Source organism: Limibacter armeniacum (assembly GCF_036880985.1).
GTDB classification, from domain to species: Bacteria; Bacteroidota; Bacteroidia; order Cytophagales; family Flammeovirgaceae; genus Limibacter; species Limibacter armeniacum.
Window position 1 is genome coordinate 975,279 of sequence record NZ_JBAJNO010000008.1, and the last position, 17,761, is coordinate 993,039.

Here is a 17,761-nt window from a genome sequence, read left to right on the forward strand (position 1 = left end):
ATAGGTATGATTGACCTATTGTTGAGTGTTAAAGACAAGGTTAAAAGCCCAATGTCCCTAGGCTTGGCGAGTGTAGCGACAGCGACATATAATACAGGTAAGAAACTATGGAGAAAAGATTAGAAGAGCTGACAAAACAAGAATGGGATACACTTTTTCCTGTGGAATTGGTGGAGTATAATCCACGGTGGAAACTAACATTTGACACTGAGCAGCAAAAGATAATAGAAAAAATTGGGGCTAAAGTTATTAGGGTGGAGCATGTAGGAAGTACTTCAATACCTAATATTTACGCTAAACCATATATTGATATTTCAATTGAGATATCAAAGAAGGATTTGTTTAATGATGTCCTTATAAGTGGACTTACAGCGCTGGGCTATCACTATTTCAGACAAGCAGGAAATGGGTCAGACTATATGGTATTTGTGAAAGGGTATAAGTTAAATGGAGATAAGGCGCAAATATTCCACATTCATATGTGCCCGTCAGGTCATGAAATGCTGAATCAAATATCTTTTCGTGACTACTTAAGAGCCCATACAAAAAGAGCGAAAGAATATGAACAATTGAAACTGGATCTAGCCTCCAAATTCAGAAATGATCGAGTAGGGTACCGAATGGCCAAGGATGGATTTGTTGAAGAAACAATGAAGCTTATAGAGCGAAGAGGTAAGGCTTAATTCTAGAAATTCGAAGGGAGGTAAGGTAAAAGAGTTTGGGATGAGATTAGACCCGAAGGGCCATAAACTCATCCCATATACCTGCTGCTTTCAGTAAAGCATCCATTCTGTTTTCAAGTTTTTTGTTTGATCTACAGTTATTGAGATATTCTTGCTTGAGTTCATCAAACAGCTGGCTACGTTCCTTATCCTTTTTTGAGTCTAGATATAAAATCTTTTCTACGAGTTGGATAAATTGAATTGAGCCAAACCTATAGACATGTTTCATTACTGTTATCTGATAATTTTAATGGTATTAATACCATCAGTAGATGGTTATTTATGAAGAGGTGCAAATATATTGATATATACTTTGTTAGCCTATAGTTATTATTTGCGAAATGAGTGAATAAAGGCATAAATATGGTAATAGAAGTTAATAATGCGAGTTGTTATGGCAAGTGATTTTGTAGAAAAACTTGAGTGGGATAGAGGCATGATATAAAAGAGAAAAAGCTATGTGCTTGAAGTAACATTGACAAGGCATTTTAATTGATCGGCTAGAACCCATACCTGACAGGGGTGTTTGTTATAAAAACAAAACCCCTTGTAAAGAACCTGCTTTACAAGGGGAATTTATATGTTCTTATCTTGATAGTATAAAAGAAACTTCCATTCAATAGTTAAAAGTATTCCCTATTGAATTAGCCATGTTGTAGTTTCTCCTTCATTGATCTCAATACTTTCAGATTTTATCACACTTCCAGACTCTGGTCTTACTGCTTGCAGCAGAATTTCTCCGACAGGCAGCTTAACTGTCAGCTGACTAGCATTACTATCAGTACTACCTATGTAAGACATTCCTTTTGTTGACTCTTGCTGAATGATAAAGTCTTCGAGTAATTGCCCGTTTGCTTTAAGTAATAAAGAATACGAAGAGCTGTTCTGAATATTCAAGAAACCTGTTTTCTCATTGTCATATTCATTGAAATACAAAGGTATCTCAAAGTCAATTTCCTTATTAGCATTATTGGCTACTACAGAATAGGTGGTTCCATTAGGCTTATGCTTAACCCAACCTATTTCTTCTATTCCTGCATTGGTGGACTTGTCTGACACCCAGTACTTGAATATCAATACCTGATAGCCATAATCCAAGGCGATTTTTCCAGAACCGGCAGGGTTAAATGAGGCCAGCTTAGTACCTGTTTCGCCATTAAGGTAGACATCGACAGAGTAAGTATTTGTATTACCGTCAACGCTATAGATCGGATACTCAAAGTTGACGATTGATTTTTCAAGTTCGCCTTCGCTATTGTCTATTACCCAGGAAACGGCATCATAGCTATTACTGGACAATACAGCATCCCATTGTTTAAAAATCTTATCTGATGAAGGAGCACTAACTTCTTCTTTGGAAAGGTCTTCTGCCTTATAAAGTTTCAGGTTAATTGTTTCAATACCTGTAGTAGTAATAGCAACGCCAAAATTGTAGGAGTGTGATGGTATAATTCTTTCGAATTGACCTTTTACATATAGGTAAAGGTCATAATCAGTATCGTTGGTAAGTAGCAGGTTAGGTTGGGGATCCTGCTGAGCTAAATATCTATCATCTATAGTGGAGTAGCTGCCTTCTTCAATAGTGAGGGTGTCATCATATGCTCCTTCAAATGTAGAACAAGAAAAGACAAAGATGGAAAGCAACCAATATATAATCAGGGAAAAATGACGCATGACTTTCAGTTTGTTTAAGTGAAAACTTAATAAAATAGAGTCAGCCCTATAGTAGGGTACTGACTCTATTTATTGCTTGTCACTGAATTTTCATTCTAATTATTGAGCTTCTTCAGTTACAGGCTCTTCGTCTTTTACTTCAGAAACTACTTTACCATCTACCACTTTAATCAGCCATTCAGCATTTTCTCCTACTGAAAGGTCAATAGTGACATTTGCAAGTGTTCCGCTACCGTTCAATGTAGAAGCCTCTAGCGTATAAATGTTTTCATTAAGGATAAAGTCGATTGCATCACCATACGACAGAATTGAAGCCGCTTGTGCATCACCATCCAAGTACATTAGTTCTTCGATATCCTTACCGTTAGCTCTGATAACGATTGGCTCAGGATACTGGTTAATGATCTTGATAGTACCTCTCTTATCAGGGACAGCGTTGATCTGGTCGTAATGAGGAATGAACATGTGCATTTCTGGTCTGTTGGCATTGATAACTGCCCAGATATCTACCTCTGTACCAGCAACCACTTCTTTTTCAAGCCATCCAGTGATTTCCATGCCGTCAGGTGTGTTTGGATCAGAAATCCAGTAACGGAAATGCAGTGTGTATGCACCATAGTCAACACCAACAAGTTTCTCATATTGGTCACCTGGCTTCATTGTCATGATTTTAGCACCATTTTTACTGTTCAGGAATACGTCTACCTGATAGTCAGTACCACCAACATAAGAGAACTTCAGGTTACCTGAGTTGATCTCAGAAGGGTTGTTCGTGATGTGCCATGTAACACGCTTTTCTACTTCTGTAGAGTTTGACAAGTTAATGCTCCAACGCTTAAAAACTTGTGACAGATCCGGGTTGTCCGGAAAGTTGTCTTGTGCTACATCATCATATCTGTACATCTGCAAATCAAAAGTCATGTCGTTATCGTTTGGAAGCCAAACAATGAAGTCAGTAGCACTGTTAGGGATTTTCTTGATCATTCTACCATTATGGTAAAGCGCCAAAGCGTGGTCAGAGTAGTTGTTGATAACAAGGTTACCTGAATCCTCTGATACATCAAAGCTTGCTACCTCATCTTCACTGTCCCAGAAACATCCGTTCAGCACAAACATAGCTGACAGAATGCACATCAATTGTACAAATTTTTTCATCTTGATTTGTTTTTAGCCTCAGTTTATGAATTGATTAATATTTTTTCTTTCCTCCTAAAATGATCGATGTTGATAACTTCAATACAGGCTGTTGATCCATGGCCTGATAAGGTCGCTCAAATACATCGTTTACATAGCTGCCATTCATGCTAGACGTTGGGTAGTATGCAAGTTCAATGTTAACGAAACTGATATTGATACCGCCTACTAACGATGTGCTGATCAAATCGAATTCTTTGTCCTTTGCAGATAACGAACGCTTTAATACTACCTCATCATTCCAGCTACTTTTTTGGAGCTGACTTCCAGCAATGTTAAAATGAATTCTCCCCCCTGCATAAAAAGAGAATACTCTTGTCTTTCTTCTCAGATCAAGAAAAAGTGGGATAGCAACCGAATGGATTGTATTGTATTCTTTGATATAATAATCTTGAAAAGTACCCGCATCAGCACTTTTGTAAACCGTTCTGGTTGTAACAGGCTGATACTCTAGTCCAGTAGTTAAAAGAAAGGGGAATGAGATATAGATACCCCCTACAGGCAATCCCGGAACAACGAATGGTGTATTCATTGAACTTTTATCATCCGAAGCACTTTCAAGGGCATTGTATGGGATCACTCCTTCAGGAGAGTCCATCAACCTTGAGGTTTCGTATGAAGCTGTTTGGAAATCACCAATAAAGTTGATTCCTCCTTTGACATACCATCTGACTCTTTTGTCGGTTTGTGCCCCAGCATTTGACGTATAAAAAGTCAACAGCCCACAACATAGAATTATGAGTAGCTTTCTCATCATTGATTATTAGTGTTAGTTTTTAGCAGTTTTGAAAAATACTTGAACTATCTCTCCTGCAACAAAAGGACAAACGAATTCATAGTAGAAACAAAAACTTTTTAATATTCTCTTTAATTGGTGTCGTGCTATCACAAGTTATAACAGCACTGTACAGTCGTTATTTTGGGCGCAAATAAAATGTTTTTTATATAAATTTTCTTAAAAAAATTCTTGATTTAATGTTTGGTTGTTATCTACTTCTCATACAATCAACTTGTTATGGTGTATTAAAAATGTCAATTTGGAAACGAATACCACTGATGATGATTTAATCACTTGGAAAAAATGATTGTTTAACACCGGTTTCCTAATTAGTATCAAGAAAAAATAGATTTATCACACGATGCGAGATTTTGTTTTTGTCTTTTGAGCAAAGTTGTTAGCTAGAGCTTCTGTTCTTAGGCATTAAATCAACGGATATATGATCTCGTTATTTGTAGTTAAGTGTTTGATATTTAGATGTATTGCAGATAATGTAAATGCAAGTGTATAGAGATGGATGAAATGGATGTAGAAGCATACCTTTTGAAGCTGAATGATCGTGATTTTGTATTGGATGAAATACAATCATTGGAAGCAAGTCTTGAGCAGTATTTGAATCAGGGTAAGGATATGGAGCTAATAGAGACTGCAGCTCAACTGTCATTAGGCAAGTCAATGAGGTTAGAAACGGGGTTGATTTTGATCAGGTCAATCTTGTTTAGACCTGTATCAGGACATTTCCTAGAACCAAAGTCATGGAGAGACATAGTGAAGGTACTTATTTATCGCCTATACGATGTGCCAGAGATTTTAAGGGAAGTGGAAAATGTGGATCTGGAAGATAAACGTATCCTATTGTTGGATGTAGAAACGGTCTTTGAACCTCTTGAGGTAGCTTCACCTATGCTGGAAGGATATCGCAGTAATGAAATAAAATTTGCTGTGTGTATCTCGGCTATTTTAAATGACTTTTCAACTATCCTTCTGCTTTTGCTAAAAGAAAATCAAGCGTCTAATGGTTTGATAGATAGCCTGTTTCAGGGTGTTGATTCACTGTTGGGCATTGAAAAAAGTAATTACAGAGTAAAGCATTTTACTGACCGTATTATCAGTATCCTTGACCGACTGATTTGAATGTGTGCGTACAAAAGAGATAAACAAACTAAAAAAGAAAATGGAGATAAGGTCACTTAGTGGAGTGGGTCTTGATACAATATACAAGGCTTTCAGTCAGGCTTTTGCTGATTATGATTTTCAATTTAGTAGAGAACAACTTCAAGCCATCTTAAAAAGAAGAGGTTTTGTTTCAGACTTATCTTTTGCAGCGTTTGACAAGGATGAAATAGTTGCTTTTACGTTGAATGGAATCGGAAATTTTAATGGAATACCAACAGCTTACGATACAGGGACAGGTACCTTGAAGGATTATCGTGGAATGGGTCTCGCTACAAGGGTTTTCGAGTATTCTATCCCATATTTAAAAGAGAAGAATATCCAACAATATTTGTTGGAAGTACTGCAACATAATACAAAAGCGGTTTCTGTTTATCGAAATATCGGATTTGAAGTAACCCGTGAATTCAATTATTTCAATCAGAGGAACGAGCATATTAACAGTGAAATCAAGAGTCTTGAAACACCTTATTCAATTCAGCAAATTGATATAAATACTATCAGTTCATTGACAGGTTTTTGGGACTTTTCTCCTTCTTGGCAAAATGACTTTGAGTCCATTCAAAGAGCAATTGAGGGTTTTGTTAGTTTAGGTGTTTTTACAGATCATAAGCTTATTGGGTATTGTGTATTTGAGCCTAGCTCTGGGGATCTAACGCAGATAGCAGTAGCAAAATCCTACAGAAGAAAGGGAGTAGGAACACAATTACTACAAGAAATCATTAAGCTAAATAGCAATGAAAGTATTAAAGTAATTAATACAGACATTGGGTATGACTCAATCACCAATTTCTTGCAAGCAAAAAATATCCTCTTAAGGGGCAAACAATTTGAAATGATCAAAAAGTTATAAGCTTGGTTGAAGTAGCAAGTACCGTTAAAAAATATGATAGAAAAGCTGACACCAGCTTTTCAGTAGAGACTTTGATTAGGTAAGTGAAGGATGGAGCAATTCAAGACATTTTTGGAGAAAAAGTTTGATCTGAAAGGTCGTAACTCACCAACTGATAGAGATTGGGAAATCATTTCTTCGCATTTAAGGAGAGAGGAGTTCTCTAAAAAACATACCCTTATTGAAACAGGGCAAACAGAAAGGACTCTCTCTTTTATTGAAAAAGGGATTATCCGTTTTTTCATGCCTAAAGAAGAAAATGACCTGACATTCAACATTGTTTTTGAAAATGGGTTTTTGAGTGCTTATGATTCACTTCTAACCCAAACACCTTCAAGTTATAGTATAGAAACTTTAACTGATACGGTTCTATGGCGAATCGATTATGACAGCTTACAAGCAGTTTATAAAGAGACAAATTTTGGAGATTTTATTGGGCGTTTGGCAAGTGAAGAATTGTTCTTGAAAAAACAGAAACGAGAACTTTCACTTCTCAATCATACTGCAGAACAGCGTTATCTAAACTTGTTTAATGAACAGCCAAGATTAGTTCAGCAAATTCCATTGAAATACATAGCTGCTTATATTGGAATTACTCCACAGGCATTGAGTAGAATACGTAAACGTATTTATTCTTCATAGTTGTGTTGCATACCTGTGAATGCTTTCATTACTTAACTTGGGTTCATTGTATTGCCTCTCAAATTGTTATTCCTTTGTCCAGTTATTTTAAATGTTTAGATCATTATTATGCAAACAATACTTGGAGCCAACGGGCAAATTGCAGAAGAATTAGCAAGGGACTTGTGTAAGAATTATACGACTGATATAAGGTTGGTAAGTCGAAATCCTAAGAAGGTTAATGAAACTGACCAACTGTATCCTGCCAACTTATTAGATGCTCAAGCAACTGAAAAAGCAGTGGAGGGAAGTGATATTGCTTACCTGACTGTTGGTCTGCCCATGGACTCAAAAATGTGGGAGGATCAATTTCCGATAATGATGAAAAATGTCATTGAAGCTTGTAAAAAGCACAAATGTAAATTGGTGTTCTTTGACAATACCTATATGTATGCCAAAACAAGTGCTCCACAAACGGAAGAAAGTCGCTTTGAGCCAGTGGGCAGAAAATCAACTGTAAGGGCAATTATGGCTGAACTGCTTTTAAATGAAATCAATAATAAATCCTTAGAAGCAGTTATTTGTAGAGCGCCTGAATTCTATGGTCCTGGCAAAACGCAGAGTATTACAAATACATTGGTTTTTGAAAAAATCAAGGAGCATAAAAAGCTGATTGTACCTCTAAGGGAAGATACTAAACGCACTCTGATTTGGACTCCTGATGCAAGTCGAGCGATGGCGCTTATAGGGAATACGCCTGACGCTTATAACCAGACTTGGCATTTGCCTTGTGATGATAATCGACTTACTTACAAAGAATTGATCAAGTTAGTGTCTGAAGGGTATCACCAGAATTTCGATTACACTGTGGTGAAAATGTGGAAGTTCAAATTGGGTAGCTTGTTTAATAAACAACTTCAGGAATTAAAAGAGCTATTACCTCGATACAAATACGATAATATTTTTATTTCAGATAAATTCAAGAAGAGGTTTCCTGACTTCAAAACGACAACTTATCAAGAAGGTGTGACTGTTATGATAAATGAAAATAAAGGCTGATTGCAGATTTAAGAATTGTCAAACACTTTGAGAGAAATACTACCTTGAATAAGAGGGGATTAAATTATAGGATGAATGAAAGTTTAAATGAATTATGACTTTTAGAGAAGCCCAAATAGGTGATATTGAGCAAATTCAAATTGTAAGAAATTCAGTAATTGAAAACACTTTATCAGACCCAAGCTTGGTCAGTGATAAAGACTGTATCCAGTTTATTACTCAAAAAGGAAAAGGGTGGGTTTGTGAAATTGATCAGCAAATTGTTGGCTTCTCAATTGTGGATTTAGAAGGACATAATATTTGGGCTTTGTTTATAAAGCCTGAATTTGAGAAACAAGGAATCGGAAAGAGGCTTCATAACATTATGCTTGATTGGTATTTTGAGCAAACTAGAAGTCCTGTTTGGTTAGGGACTTCACCGAAGACAAGGGCTGAAATGTTTTATCGAAAGGCTGGATGGAGAGAAGTTGGAACACACGGGAAAAGTGAGGTGAAATTTGAAATGACGTTTGAAAGTTGGGTTCATCTAAAAAAACACTAGAGGCGTAAAGTGTTAATAAAATGTCTAGACCTTAGGGTGTTAATTGTTAGTGTATCTATTTCAGTAACCATTCCATAGCTTCAGCCTCTTGGATAAATGACTTGTATAAAATACTTCCATGGCTCAGCTCAAATTCCTCAATTAATAGTTTTGCATAGGTATGTGAATCAGAGGGTGTACATCCTACTAGATAAGCAACCTTTTTTAGGTTAGTCAGTTTCAGAGGTTCTAACCATCTGTGGCTATCGGCTATGACGTTTACGGGTGATGTATCTATCAGAACCTTGGAAAGGTCAATCAGCCAGAGATACGGTTGGAAGCGGAAAAGGTACTGTTGTGAAATTTGTTCTTCTTCCAGCAGTACCTTTTGGTTTGGAGGAATACTAATGCTTCTCGTTATAAAGAGTGTGTTTTCAGCATAAAATTCATACGTGGTATATGCCGTTGTAGTTTTTTGCATAATGAGGGTCTTTTTAGTTTAACTCTCTTGTATTGTCAGCCAAAATAGAGAGGGTAATTTTTTTGATTATATGCATAGAGAATTTTACATATGTCATGACTTTTTTACTTTATTATATGGGCTTATCATCTAAAAGGTAAACTTCAGTCAATTCCTGTTGGTAGATTCAATTGACAGGTTTGAGATCCTTTCTGATGTTGTTTGGGTAAAGCAATTTCAATACTCAAATTTTGAAAAAACGATGTAGTATAAGCATATAAGTTTTTCAGCAAGCGTATATGGGCTATTAACCGTAAACTGTTTATATGGTGGTATTGTTAGTGAGAGAGCCACCTGACCAGCTACTTTTTTATTAATGTGAATACTTGAATATACTTTTATATTTACCACTTACCAATTTTACCTTGATATGTGAAAATCCCTTTATATGGGTTACTTCAAAGTGAAAATAACCTTAAGCTTTGCCTGTTTTGTTTTACCCACTATACCTTTATTAGCGAAAAACTTTAAAACAGGTAATAACACCCACTAGTCGTTTATTAAATCTTGTATTAACTCTATATTGAGGGACTCCAAACTTTAATAAACGATAGCTTTACTTTATTACACATAATCATATGAGGCTCATTCTAACCCTATTTTTATTTGTAAGCCTAATCATAAGCGCTCAGTGTCAAATTACCCTTTCAGGAAGTGTTGTAAACAACCAAACCAAAGCGCACATACCTTATGCAAATATTGGTATAGCCAATACAGAAGTTGGAACCATTTCGAATGAGGATGGAACTTTCTTAATCCATATTCCATCTATGTATGTCAATCAGGAATTATTGTTTTCATCGGTTGGGTATATAAGAAAATCAATTCCCATCGCTTCACTTTCCAAACGTTCGGAACTATTGGTATCACTTGATGAAAACGTAATTGAGTTAAGGGAGATGGAAGTGCTGGCTAAGCGTGAAAAAATGAAATCCAAAGTTTTAGGTAATGGAAAAAGCCTACTGCTTACAGGTCAGCTACATTATGATACACTTTCAGCAGGTAGTGCTATGGCATTGCTAATTGATAAGACAGGTAATGAAGACTTGACCTTTCTTACTGAGGGATCCCTTTATATCGCTAAAAACCTTTCACCTGAGTTTAAAATAAGGTTGAGAGTGATGGCTGTAGACCCACTGTCAAAGCAACCAACTACAGACTTATTAGCAGAGCAAATCATCAAGACTTCAGATCTAAAGAAGGGGTGGTTGGACTTTGAATTAAAAGGATATCAGCTAATCGAAGAAGCGCAGTTCTTTATTGTTTTTGAGTGGATTATGGATAAAGCAGATCGGGAATATGTTGCCAAAAAATATGAACAATATATCAAGTCCTACCCTGATCGGGTATCATTTGATACTGTGATTGTCAACGATGAAAAGGTATCCATTCCTAGAGTCAGCACAGTGGTAGCAGGAACGGTATTTGGCGTTACCAAGTCACAGAAAGACCGTGAAAAGTTTATATGTTATTACCGCTCCAATAGTTTTGGCGAATGGAAAAGATCTTCCGGAATACTTTCAGCAAAAGTTACACTGTCTAATTATCCAGTAGAAAACAGTGTCAGTAAAAAAGAGTCACCTTGTTGGGATTTAGCCTGTAAGGTAGATAGTTGGGCTGAAGCTTTTAAAAATGAATATAGCATTCCTGGGTTGCAGTTATCTATAGGAAAACTGGATACAATTATCGTTTCTAAAGGCTATGGCTTTTCTGATATAAAAGCAGCAAAGAAAGTTGACCGCAATACCCAGTTCAGGGTGGCTAGTGTTTCCAAAACCATGACATTAGCTGCAATAATGCAACTAAACTCAAAAGGATTGTTGCAGCTTGATACTGCCATACAACAATATGTACCTGCTTTTCCAAACAAAGAGTACTCGGTTTCTATAAGGCAACTAGCAGGACATTTGGGTGGAATACGAGGCTATTATGGAAAAAGTTGGGACGAAATATTCATTCAACAGCATTATAAGAGTTTGTCAGATGCGCTGAATATTTTTAAGAATGATCCGCTTGCAGTAAAGCCTGGAACAGAGTTCTTATACTCTTCATATGGATATATTCTTTTGGGTGCAGCCATTGAAAATATAACGAGTCAGCCTTATTTGAGCTATATGAAACAGCATGTATGGAACCCTTTGAACATGCTCTCAACTTATGGTGATGTATCAGATAGCCTGATGGAAAATAAAAGCAAGTTCTATTATCTGAATGGTGAAGAGGCGGCTCCTTATGACCTTAGTTATGCTTATTCCACAGGAGGGTTGGTCTCCACATCTGATGATCTTGTTAAGTTTGGTTTAGCTCTTACCCAAAACAGTTTTTTCAAGGAGGAGATTAAAAAGCAATTTTTTGAAACCCAATACACTGCTAAAGGTCTGCCAACAGGCTATGGTTTAGGGTGGTATGTCACAAAAGACAGTCAAAACAAAACAGTTTGGTATCATACAGGAGAGCTACCCTCATCTGGCTCAATACTATTGATATACCCTGACGATAAAGTAGTGATAGCGCTGTTGGCTAATGCTCCAATAGTAACGGAAACTGAAGATCATTTCTTATCAGAAGTGTTAGCGTTAGTTGAAACAATACAATCGCTTTAAAATACCAAGGCAGTAGTGAATAAGTAGTTATTGATTAGCTACCGTTAGGTGGTTATTAAATAGGAAAGCGTGTTATAGTGAGTGACTTAAGTCCGGTACCATAGCCATTTGTATTGAAATAGAGCCTGTATTCTTTAAAATATATGTCTCAATGTTATAAGGTGAGGTAGGACTTTGACAGAAGTATCTGTTTCATATCAAAACAGGTTACATCTAACAAGTCAAAACCACTATGAAACAACTTAAAAGAACGCTTCTTTTTCTTTCCATATTGATGACAAGTGCCTTGATCATATCATGTAGCGACAATGATGATGATGAAGGACCTACTCAAGGTGTAGTTGAAGGGCAGGTAATGAGTAACGAAGACTCTACTCCTTTAGAAGGAGTTCAGGTAAGTGTCTTTGATTCAGATAGTAATGAACCTATAGGAAGAACTGTAAAGACAGATGCAGAAGGTAACTATTCATTGGACCTGAATCCAGGTACTTACTATTTACGATTGGCTACATTGGGCTATCAGGAAGTACCTCCTTTAGGAGTTCCTGCGATCCCATTTACGATTGTTGTAGGAGAAACGGTTCAACTGGACTATGAATTGGTGAAAAGCGCAAATCAGGATGTTGGTGCGATTAGTGGTAAAATCCAAGGAAATGGATCAGCTCTTTCAGGTGTACTGGTTATTGCAACAAGTGAGGATGGAACTAATGCATATAGCTCAATTTCCGATCAGGATGGTAATTACACGATTTGGAATTTGCCGGCTGGTACTTATGGCGTTAAGGGCTGGTTAAAAGCCTACAACTCCGAAAATGTAAGTACAAGTGTTACTGTGGTAGCTATAATAGAGGAGACCGATATTAATATGTCTGCTGGTGCTAACGGAAGTATCAACGGAACTGTGAAGTACTTGGCGACTGGAAATAAAGATGTAGATGTATCATTGATACATCCTATTACGCAGCAGGTGATTCCAGGCCTTTCTATATCAACCTCTGGAGCATTTACGCTTGAAGGTATTCCGGATGGCAGCTATTTAGCAAGAGCAAGCTTTAATAATGATACTTTGGTAGTAGATCCAGACTTTATTGTGAAATTTGGAGACCCTGTAGTTGCAGTTGAGGGAGGTACTACTTCTGTTTCACAAGGTACATCCATAAAAGATGTCCTTGATTTTGCAGTGACCAACTCAGTACAGTTGGATAACCCTACAAACTCTGCAGATGAGATTGTCCCTGTTGAAACAAATACTACAGGTCTAACATTTTCATGGACGCCATATTCAAGTGCTAGTGATTATGTGGTAGAACTTCAGGACTTAAATGGCAATGTTGTTTGGGGTGGTTTTGATACTTCAGGTGAAATTCCTTTGAAAAATATTACTACAACTTCTACATCTATTACTTATGACGGTCCGGCATTAACTGCTGGGAAAATCTATCGTTGGAAAGTATATGCCAGCAAGGATGATCAAAAAAGTGCGGCAGGATGGAATCTGATCTCAGTAAGTGAGGATCAAATGGGGTTAATTAGAATTACAGAATAAGTATAAAGATTCAATAAATACATTACTATAAAAATGGCGACCTCGTGTCGCCATTTTTGTTTTGTAGGGATAAATTCTCCTTTGACTAATAAATCGAATTGAAATTCCCTTCTGTCTCTCCTCAAATAACAAGAATCCATATTTAGTATTTATTAAACCTCAGTTCAGTACTATATTGAAAGGAGTAAGCTTGAACAAATGATAGCTACGTGATATGTAAATGAATAAGGTTAACACAATAGTATTTGATTTATATAATACTTTAATCAAAATAAAAGAGCCAAGACATTTCTTTCTGAATTTGTTTAATAAGTCTGAAAATGGTTTTGACTTAGATTTAGCAAGTTATACTAGACTCTTAATGACCAAAGATCTACGTGAGGTAGTGGAAAGTTTACCTTCTGAGTTTGAAGAGTTATACAATAGGTATCTGATTGATTTAGAGGATGAATTAAAGTCAGTTGTAGTATTTGATGAGGTGCCGTTTGTACTGAATGAATTGAGACCTGAATTTCAACTCTGTTTAATCTCAAACTTAGCGTCACCATATAAAAAGCCATTCTTTGATAATGGTTTGGAGCAATATTTTGATAAAGTGATTTTTTCAAGTGATTATGGCTTTTTAAAGCCTGAAAGGACAATTTTTAAGAAGCTGGAGGATTTGACAGGTAATAAAGCGGATGAGGTTTTAATGGTAGGAGACTCTTTGAAGTCAGATGTTGAAGGTGCTAAAAAAATGGGATGGCACTATTTGAGAGTGAAAAGAACTGGTATTGTTGAAAATAGGTCTGAGATTAAAGATTTGAGTGCGGTTATAAAGCATATATCAAAAACTGAAAAAGATTAAGTTGATTGTAGTAGGAAATTGACAGTAATAAAAAGTGAGATATAGTAAATTGAAAAAAAAGAGATAGGATTCATTCTTAGATAAGAATAAAAAGAAGTTTATAGTTGCTGTTATTGATCTAGTGGTTATGGTAAATGTGTGAATGATTAATAAGAAAATTGGAGAATTGAAACTAATGAAAGAGTAATAACTATTGATGTTGAAAAGTAAAATGTGATAAAGTGGGTTTTTGAATTTACCTTTTTCATCCATCGAAAATTTTCCAATAAAGAAGATTATTTTATTAATATTGGTTGTGCTCTATTAGGAAATAGAGATGAACCAATTTGTTGAAGGTGTGATAAGAAATGCAATGACTACTGTGTTTTAAATGGTGGGGTTCTTTACATCAGATGAGTTGGCGATATAAGAGTTTTACTTTTTAAAAATAGACATGAAAGCCTTATACGCATATAGAAAAGATTTTTTTCATATCTACACAGGAGTACTTGACAATAAAGAAACCCTTGATCACACCATTCAGGTGATAATAGATGTGATACAAGACTACCTGAAAACGCCTCAAAGTGTTTTTTTGAATACTGCTATCTATAAAAATTTTAAGCAAATCGAGGATAGTGAAAACTCATACAATGAAGCTTTTTGGAGTATAGTAGCCAATTTCCCTCCATGTCATAACAAGGCAGAAGAATACCTTGTATTTGTCTTGGAAATACTAAAAAATGAAAAATCAGATATATGGGAAAATGATGCCTCTCAGCTTGGACAGCAAGCTGCATATCACTTGGCTTTAGCTGATAAAAGGTTTATCCAATACTACGCTCAACTGTTGGAAGTCTGGGATATGGCACATGAAGTTGATCAGGCGGAGGAAATAGATGAAATTATAGACAAGTATGAATGGTGTCCTGAGATTGAGGAGCTTATTTTTATCAGATCTACATGTAGAGGAGCTATAGGACAGCATGGGCGTGAACAGTTTGAACAATTATCTGACCTGATTGTCAAGCATAGTGAACCACTAGAAGAAAATGCTTTTTTCAGGAGGTTGGTATCTGCATATTTTAGGGGTTACTCAAAGGAGACAATTGCCAAAATGGATTTTAACCCAAGACTTATTGAAGCTGCCTTGAATACTATTAAAGTCGAATGACTTTGAAATGATACTTGATATACTTCAAGAGTATTTATCAAAAAAAAAAATTTAAAGTGACTGATGCAAGTCCTATTCATATATAGACTTTTTGTAATAAGGTCTAATCAATCTAGCTATTTTTTTAAGGGAATTATTGGTGAAATAAGGAGAATGAAACTTTCATTTTGAATGATACATGTGCTTAAAAGTAAATGCTCAAAATGGATATACCTATGCTCACCACACATTACTTGATCTCTACATTTAACTAAACTTTTATCAATATGCGGAGTGACTATAAACTTCAGGTAAGACATGAGTCAACCTATTCCATTGTAGTTTTCAAACTTGAGGACAAGTTTGCTATAAAAGAAAAGAAAAAAATCGAATGGATTCTAGATCTGGAAGGAGATGCAGAGCCTATCATTTTTTGCGAACTGTTTGATCCTACCAAGTTTTTGGTGATGAACTGGAATGGTTGGTTGCGTGCCTATGATATCGAGACAAAGACTAAAATATTTGACCGTGACTTTAATTGCGAAATAAATTGTAAGGCACTACTTAATAAATGGCGTAACAGACTTTATGTAGCTGCTGAACCCTATGATGAGGCGCAAAAAGTTGTAGTATTTGACCTTCCTTCTTTGGAAGAAATAGAGGAATATGAGTTGCCAAGGGAAGTCAATGTTCGTGAGATGAGTCTTTTGGAAGGTAATCGTTTCAACTTCTTATTTTACGATGCAAATGAAAACTACAGCATGAAGACCCTGAGGTCTGTCAGGTTCAGCCACGGATTCCACGTCTTCGACCCTGCAAGTAAAAGCTTGACTTACCGACCGCTTCCTTCTCCACCAAAAAGTAGTATCAGCCATCAGTCTCCAATGATCAATACAGATCGAGCACTTGCTGTGATCAAGGATTGGGAAGATGTAGAGGTAAAGGTTGACAAAGATGGCAATCGACTGTTTGTACAGAAGTTGATAGTCATTGATATGAACAATCTGGAGATATTGTATCACTTCCCTGTTCGTGAATTTTATGCATATCAGCTTGATAGGAACGAGGAGGAAAGTTTAAAAATTGCAGACATTCTGGAGCAGCGGAAAAACACAGGGCATAACACTGACGAGTACGATGAGGCTCTGACGCAGTTTAACGAAACACTTTGCAGTACGCATATCGATTCTGATCAGGAGTTTATCTGGATTACTTGGGAGGGCGGTATTGTGAGAAGAATGTTTATTAATGGTAAATACAAGTCACCGCTTTTAGTGCCCAAGGAGTTATCTCATAGCAAAGTACAAGACGCATTTGGTGTTGAATCGTCTCACACCACTTTTGTAAGTGGAAACTTTGATCAGGTAATCCTGAACCTTGAAGGTGATAAAAAAATCATTGATGTAAGTGAGATTGAGTTGGTGAATGAAGGAGATGAATGGCTTCCCGTTGATCTTCAACCTTACCTTGATGAAATAGATAATAGTGATCAGAAAGAAATAGAAAGAATACTCAAAGAACAGGAGTTTATTATCATCGAAAACCCCAACGAATCCACCAACAAATGGGGTTGTTATGATTGTTTAGAGGAAATTGCACGTATAACTGCCGATTTAGATAAATACCGAAGAGGTCATACCCTCAAGTTTCTATTCCGATTTTCGGATGGTGTAGAAATGGATGAAAAAGAATTTTTTATGAGGGCAGTTAAGGTTGAATATACATATGAAATTGTAGAAACCATCATCAAGAATTTCACTTCTTATAAAGATGCTAGTCACCTTTATGCGAGTGATGAAGATTTAGCACTTTGCTATGCCGTCCATTATTTCTCTTGTAGTTTTGAATCTTGTTTAGACCTTGCATTCCGTTATCTGTCCGTTGTAGATTTTCAGCATGAAGTATATTGTTGTGAGACATTTATTCCTGAACTTTTCTATGTCTATAAGAACACAAAGCATTACCCGAAGCTATTGCTGATGGCAGAATTATTGGATGATTCAGATGTTTCGAGGACTTTTCTATACCGAGAGTTTCTGGACACTAACTCCGTGTTTCGTCAGTGGTTTGATAATGGAGGAAAAGAACAAATTCCATCTTTATTAGACGAACTATCAGAGTATGGGTTTGAGGTCGATTTGAAAGTTGGTCCCTCTTCAATAAGTAAACTAGATGGTCTCAAAGAACTAATGGACTGTTTTTATGGTGCTTAGTTTTTCGTAAGTCAGAAAAAATATACTCATTAGTCGTAGGTTTTGTAAAGCAATCCTACGACTAATAGTAGCTTTAGCTACTGTTTGTCAGCATTAGTTAAATTAAGAAGAATGAAAGTATATATTTTCGGAAATGGCAATGTCAGCTATTCAGACTTTGAAAGCTTATACCTAAAGCCAATTAGGAGGTTAGTTATGACTGAAGAGCTTACAATTTTGGATAAACGATAGGTTGATGTTATATGTTAGGTTAAAAAGACAGCGTGC

At 36.2% G+C, this 17,761-nt stretch carries 16 protein-coding genes; 11 read left to right on the forward strand and 5 right to left on the reverse strand.

Annotated elements, in window-relative coordinates; genetic code table 11:
• Positions 1–107: 107 nt before the first annotated feature.
• Positions 108–683, forward strand: coding sequence for a GrpB family protein (locus V6R21_RS09890; RefSeq protein WP_334243245.1), 576 nt, complete (start codon positions 108–110; stop codon positions 681–683).
• Positions 684–729: 46 nt separating this feature from the next.
• Here the strand turns inward: V6R21_RS09890 and V6R21_RS09895 are convergent, their stop codons facing one another.
• From V6R21_RS09895 to V6R21_RS09910, 4 genes are all read right to left on the reverse strand, one after another.
• Positions 730–951 carry a hypothetical protein gene (locus tag V6R21_RS09895; RefSeq protein ID WP_334243247.1) on the reverse strand — a complete coding sequence of 74 codons (222 nt, stop codon included), beginning with the start codon at positions 949–951 and terminating at the stop codon, positions 730–732.
• Between the two features lie 407 nt (positions 952–1,358).
• Complete coding sequence (locus V6R21_RS09900; RefSeq protein ID WP_334243249.1) at positions 1,359–2,396, reverse strand: hypothetical protein; 1,038 nt, start codon at positions 2,394–2,396, stop codon at positions 1,359–1,361.
• A gap of 99 nt (positions 2,397–2,495) precedes the next feature.
• Complete coding sequence (locus V6R21_RS09905; protein ID WP_334243251.1) at positions 2,496–3,551, reverse strand: hypothetical protein; 1,056 nt, start codon at positions 3,549–3,551, stop codon at positions 2,496–2,498.
• Between the two features lie 34 nt (positions 3,552–3,585).
• Positions 3,586–4,347 (reverse strand): hypothetical protein, encoded by a 762-nt coding sequence (locus V6R21_RS09910; RefSeq protein ID WP_334243253.1) that lies wholly within the window; start codon positions 4,345–4,347, stop codon positions 3,586–3,588.
• A 543-nt stretch (positions 4,348–4,890) separates the two neighbouring features.
• On the opposite strand from V6R21_RS09910, the gene V6R21_RS09915 reads away from it, so the two are divergent.
• From V6R21_RS09915 to V6R21_RS09935, 5 genes are all read left to right on the forward strand, one after another.
• Positions 4,891–5,502, forward strand: coding sequence for a hypothetical protein (locus V6R21_RS09915; RefSeq protein WP_334243255.1), 612 nt, complete (start codon positions 4,891–4,893; stop codon positions 5,500–5,502).
• A gap of 4 nt (positions 5,503–5,506) precedes the next feature.
• Positions 5,507–6,394 carry a GNAT family N-acetyltransferase gene (locus V6R21_RS09920; protein WP_334243257.1) on the forward strand — a complete coding sequence of 296 codons (888 nt, stop codon included), beginning with the start codon at positions 5,507–5,509 and terminating at the stop codon, positions 6,392–6,394.
• 90 nt (positions 6,395–6,484) lie between these two features.
• The gene (locus tag V6R21_RS09925) at positions 6,485–7,075 is read left to right on the forward strand and encodes a Crp/Fnr family transcriptional regulator (protein ID WP_334243259.1); all 591 of its coding nucleotides are present in this window, start codon (positions 6,485–6,487) and stop codon (positions 7,073–7,075) included.
• A gap of 108 nt (positions 7,076–7,183) precedes the next feature.
• Positions 7,184–8,113 carry an NAD-dependent epimerase/dehydratase family protein gene (locus V6R21_RS09930; RefSeq protein WP_334243262.1) on the forward strand — a complete coding sequence of 310 codons (930 nt, stop codon included), beginning with the start codon at positions 7,184–7,186 and terminating at the stop codon, positions 8,111–8,113.
• Positions 8,114–8,207: 94 nt separating this feature from the next.
• The gene (locus V6R21_RS09935) at positions 8,208–8,654 is read left to right on the forward strand and encodes a GNAT family N-acetyltransferase (RefSeq protein ID WP_334243264.1); all 447 of its coding nucleotides are present in this window, start codon (positions 8,208–8,210) and stop codon (positions 8,652–8,654) included.
• Positions 8,655–8,709: 55 nt separating this feature from the next.
• On the opposite strand, the gene V6R21_RS09940 is transcribed toward V6R21_RS09935, so the two are convergent.
• Positions 8,710–9,114 carry a hypothetical protein gene (locus V6R21_RS09940; RefSeq protein ID WP_334243266.1) on the reverse strand — a complete coding sequence of 135 codons (405 nt, stop codon included), beginning with the start codon at positions 9,112–9,114 and terminating at the stop codon, positions 8,710–8,712.
• A 617-nt stretch (positions 9,115–9,731) separates the two neighbouring features.
• Between V6R21_RS09940 and V6R21_RS09945 the strand changes: the two genes are divergently transcribed.
• The 5 genes from V6R21_RS09945 (at position 9,732) to V6R21_RS09965 (ending at position 17,494) form a co-directional block, all read left to right on the forward strand.
• A complete protein-coding gene (locus V6R21_RS09945) occupies positions 9,732–11,756 on the forward strand; it encodes a serine hydrolase (RefSeq protein WP_334243268.1) in 2,025 nt (674 codons plus the stop codon).
• 232 nt (positions 11,757–11,988) lie between these two features.
• Positions 11,989–13,302: a carboxypeptidase-like regulatory domain-containing protein gene (locus tag V6R21_RS09950; RefSeq protein WP_334243270.1), complete on the forward strand. Its 1,314-nt coding sequence runs from the start codon at positions 11,989–11,991 to the stop codon at positions 13,300–13,302.
• 220 nt (positions 13,303–13,522) lie between these two features.
• Complete coding sequence (locus V6R21_RS09955) at positions 13,523–14,149, forward strand: HAD family hydrolase (RefSeq protein WP_334243272.1); 627 nt, start codon at positions 13,523–13,525, stop codon at positions 14,147–14,149.
• Between the two features lie 433 nt (positions 14,150–14,582).
• Entirely contained in the window at positions 14,583–15,302 is a 720-nt protein-coding gene (locus V6R21_RS09960; protein WP_334243274.1) for a hypothetical protein, read from the forward strand.
• Positions 15,303–15,568: 266 nt separating this feature from the next.
• Positions 15,569–17,494, forward strand: a complete 1,926-nt coding sequence (locus tag V6R21_RS09965; RefSeq protein ID WP_334243275.1) for a hypothetical protein — start codon at positions 15,569–15,571, stop codon at positions 17,492–17,494.
• Positions 17,495–17,761: the final 267 nt, after the last annotated feature.

What these genes read in the sequence shown, in the direction of transcription:
- V6R21_RS09955 (WP_334243272.1), top strand. Translation starts at nt 13,523, where the DNA reads ATGAATAAGGTTAACACAATAGTATTTGATTTATATAATACTTTAATC.
- V6R21_RS09890 (WP_334243245.1), top strand. Translation starts at nt 108, where the DNA reads ATGGAGAAAAGATTAGAAGAGCTGACAAAACAAGAATGGGATACACTT.
- V6R21_RS09905 (WP_334243251.1), bottom strand. Translation starts at nt 3,551, where the DNA reads ATGAAAAAATTTGTACAATTGATGTGCATTCTGTCAGCTATGTTTGTG.
- V6R21_RS09940 (WP_334243266.1), bottom strand. Translation starts at nt 9,114, where the DNA reads ATGCAAAAAACTACAACGGCATATACCACGTATGAATTTTATGCTGAA.
- V6R21_RS09965 (WP_334243275.1), top strand. Translation starts at nt 15,569, where the DNA reads ATGCGGAGTGACTATAAACTTCAGGTAAGACATGAGTCAACCTATTCC.
- V6R21_RS09910 (WP_334243253.1), bottom strand. Translation starts at nt 4,347, where the DNA reads ATGATGAGAAAGCTACTCATAATTCTATGTTGTGGGCTGTTGACTTTT.
- V6R21_RS09950 (WP_334243270.1), top strand. Translation starts at nt 11,989, where the DNA reads ATGAAACAACTTAAAAGAACGCTTCTTTTTCTTTCCATATTGATGACA.
- V6R21_RS09930 (WP_334243262.1), top strand. Translation starts at nt 7,184, where the DNA reads ATGCAAACAATACTTGGAGCCAACGGGCAAATTGCAGAAGAATTAGCA.
- V6R21_RS09900 (WP_334243249.1), bottom strand. Translation starts at nt 2,396, where the DNA reads ATGCGTCATTTTTCCCTGATTATATATTGGTTGCTTTCCATCTTTGTC.
- V6R21_RS09945 (WP_334243268.1), top strand. Translation starts at nt 9,732, where the DNA reads ATGAGGCTCATTCTAACCCTATTTTTATTTGTAAGCCTAATCATAAGC.
- V6R21_RS09915 (WP_334243255.1), top strand. Translation starts at nt 4,891, where the DNA reads ATGGATGTAGAAGCATACCTTTTGAAGCTGAATGATCGTGATTTTGTA.
- V6R21_RS09960 (WP_334243274.1), top strand. Translation starts at nt 14,583, where the DNA reads ATGAAAGCCTTATACGCATATAGAAAAGATTTTTTTCATATCTACACA.
- V6R21_RS09895 (WP_334243247.1), bottom strand. Translation starts at nt 951, where the DNA reads ATGAAACATGTCTATAGGTTTGGCTCAATTCAATTTATCCAACTCGTA.
- V6R21_RS09935 (WP_334243264.1), top strand. Translation starts at nt 8,208, where the DNA reads ATGACTTTTAGAGAAGCCCAAATAGGTGATATTGAGCAAATTCAAATT.
- V6R21_RS09925 (WP_334243259.1), top strand. Translation starts at nt 6,485, where the DNA reads ATGGAGCAATTCAAGACATTTTTGGAGAAAAAGTTTGATCTGAAAGGT.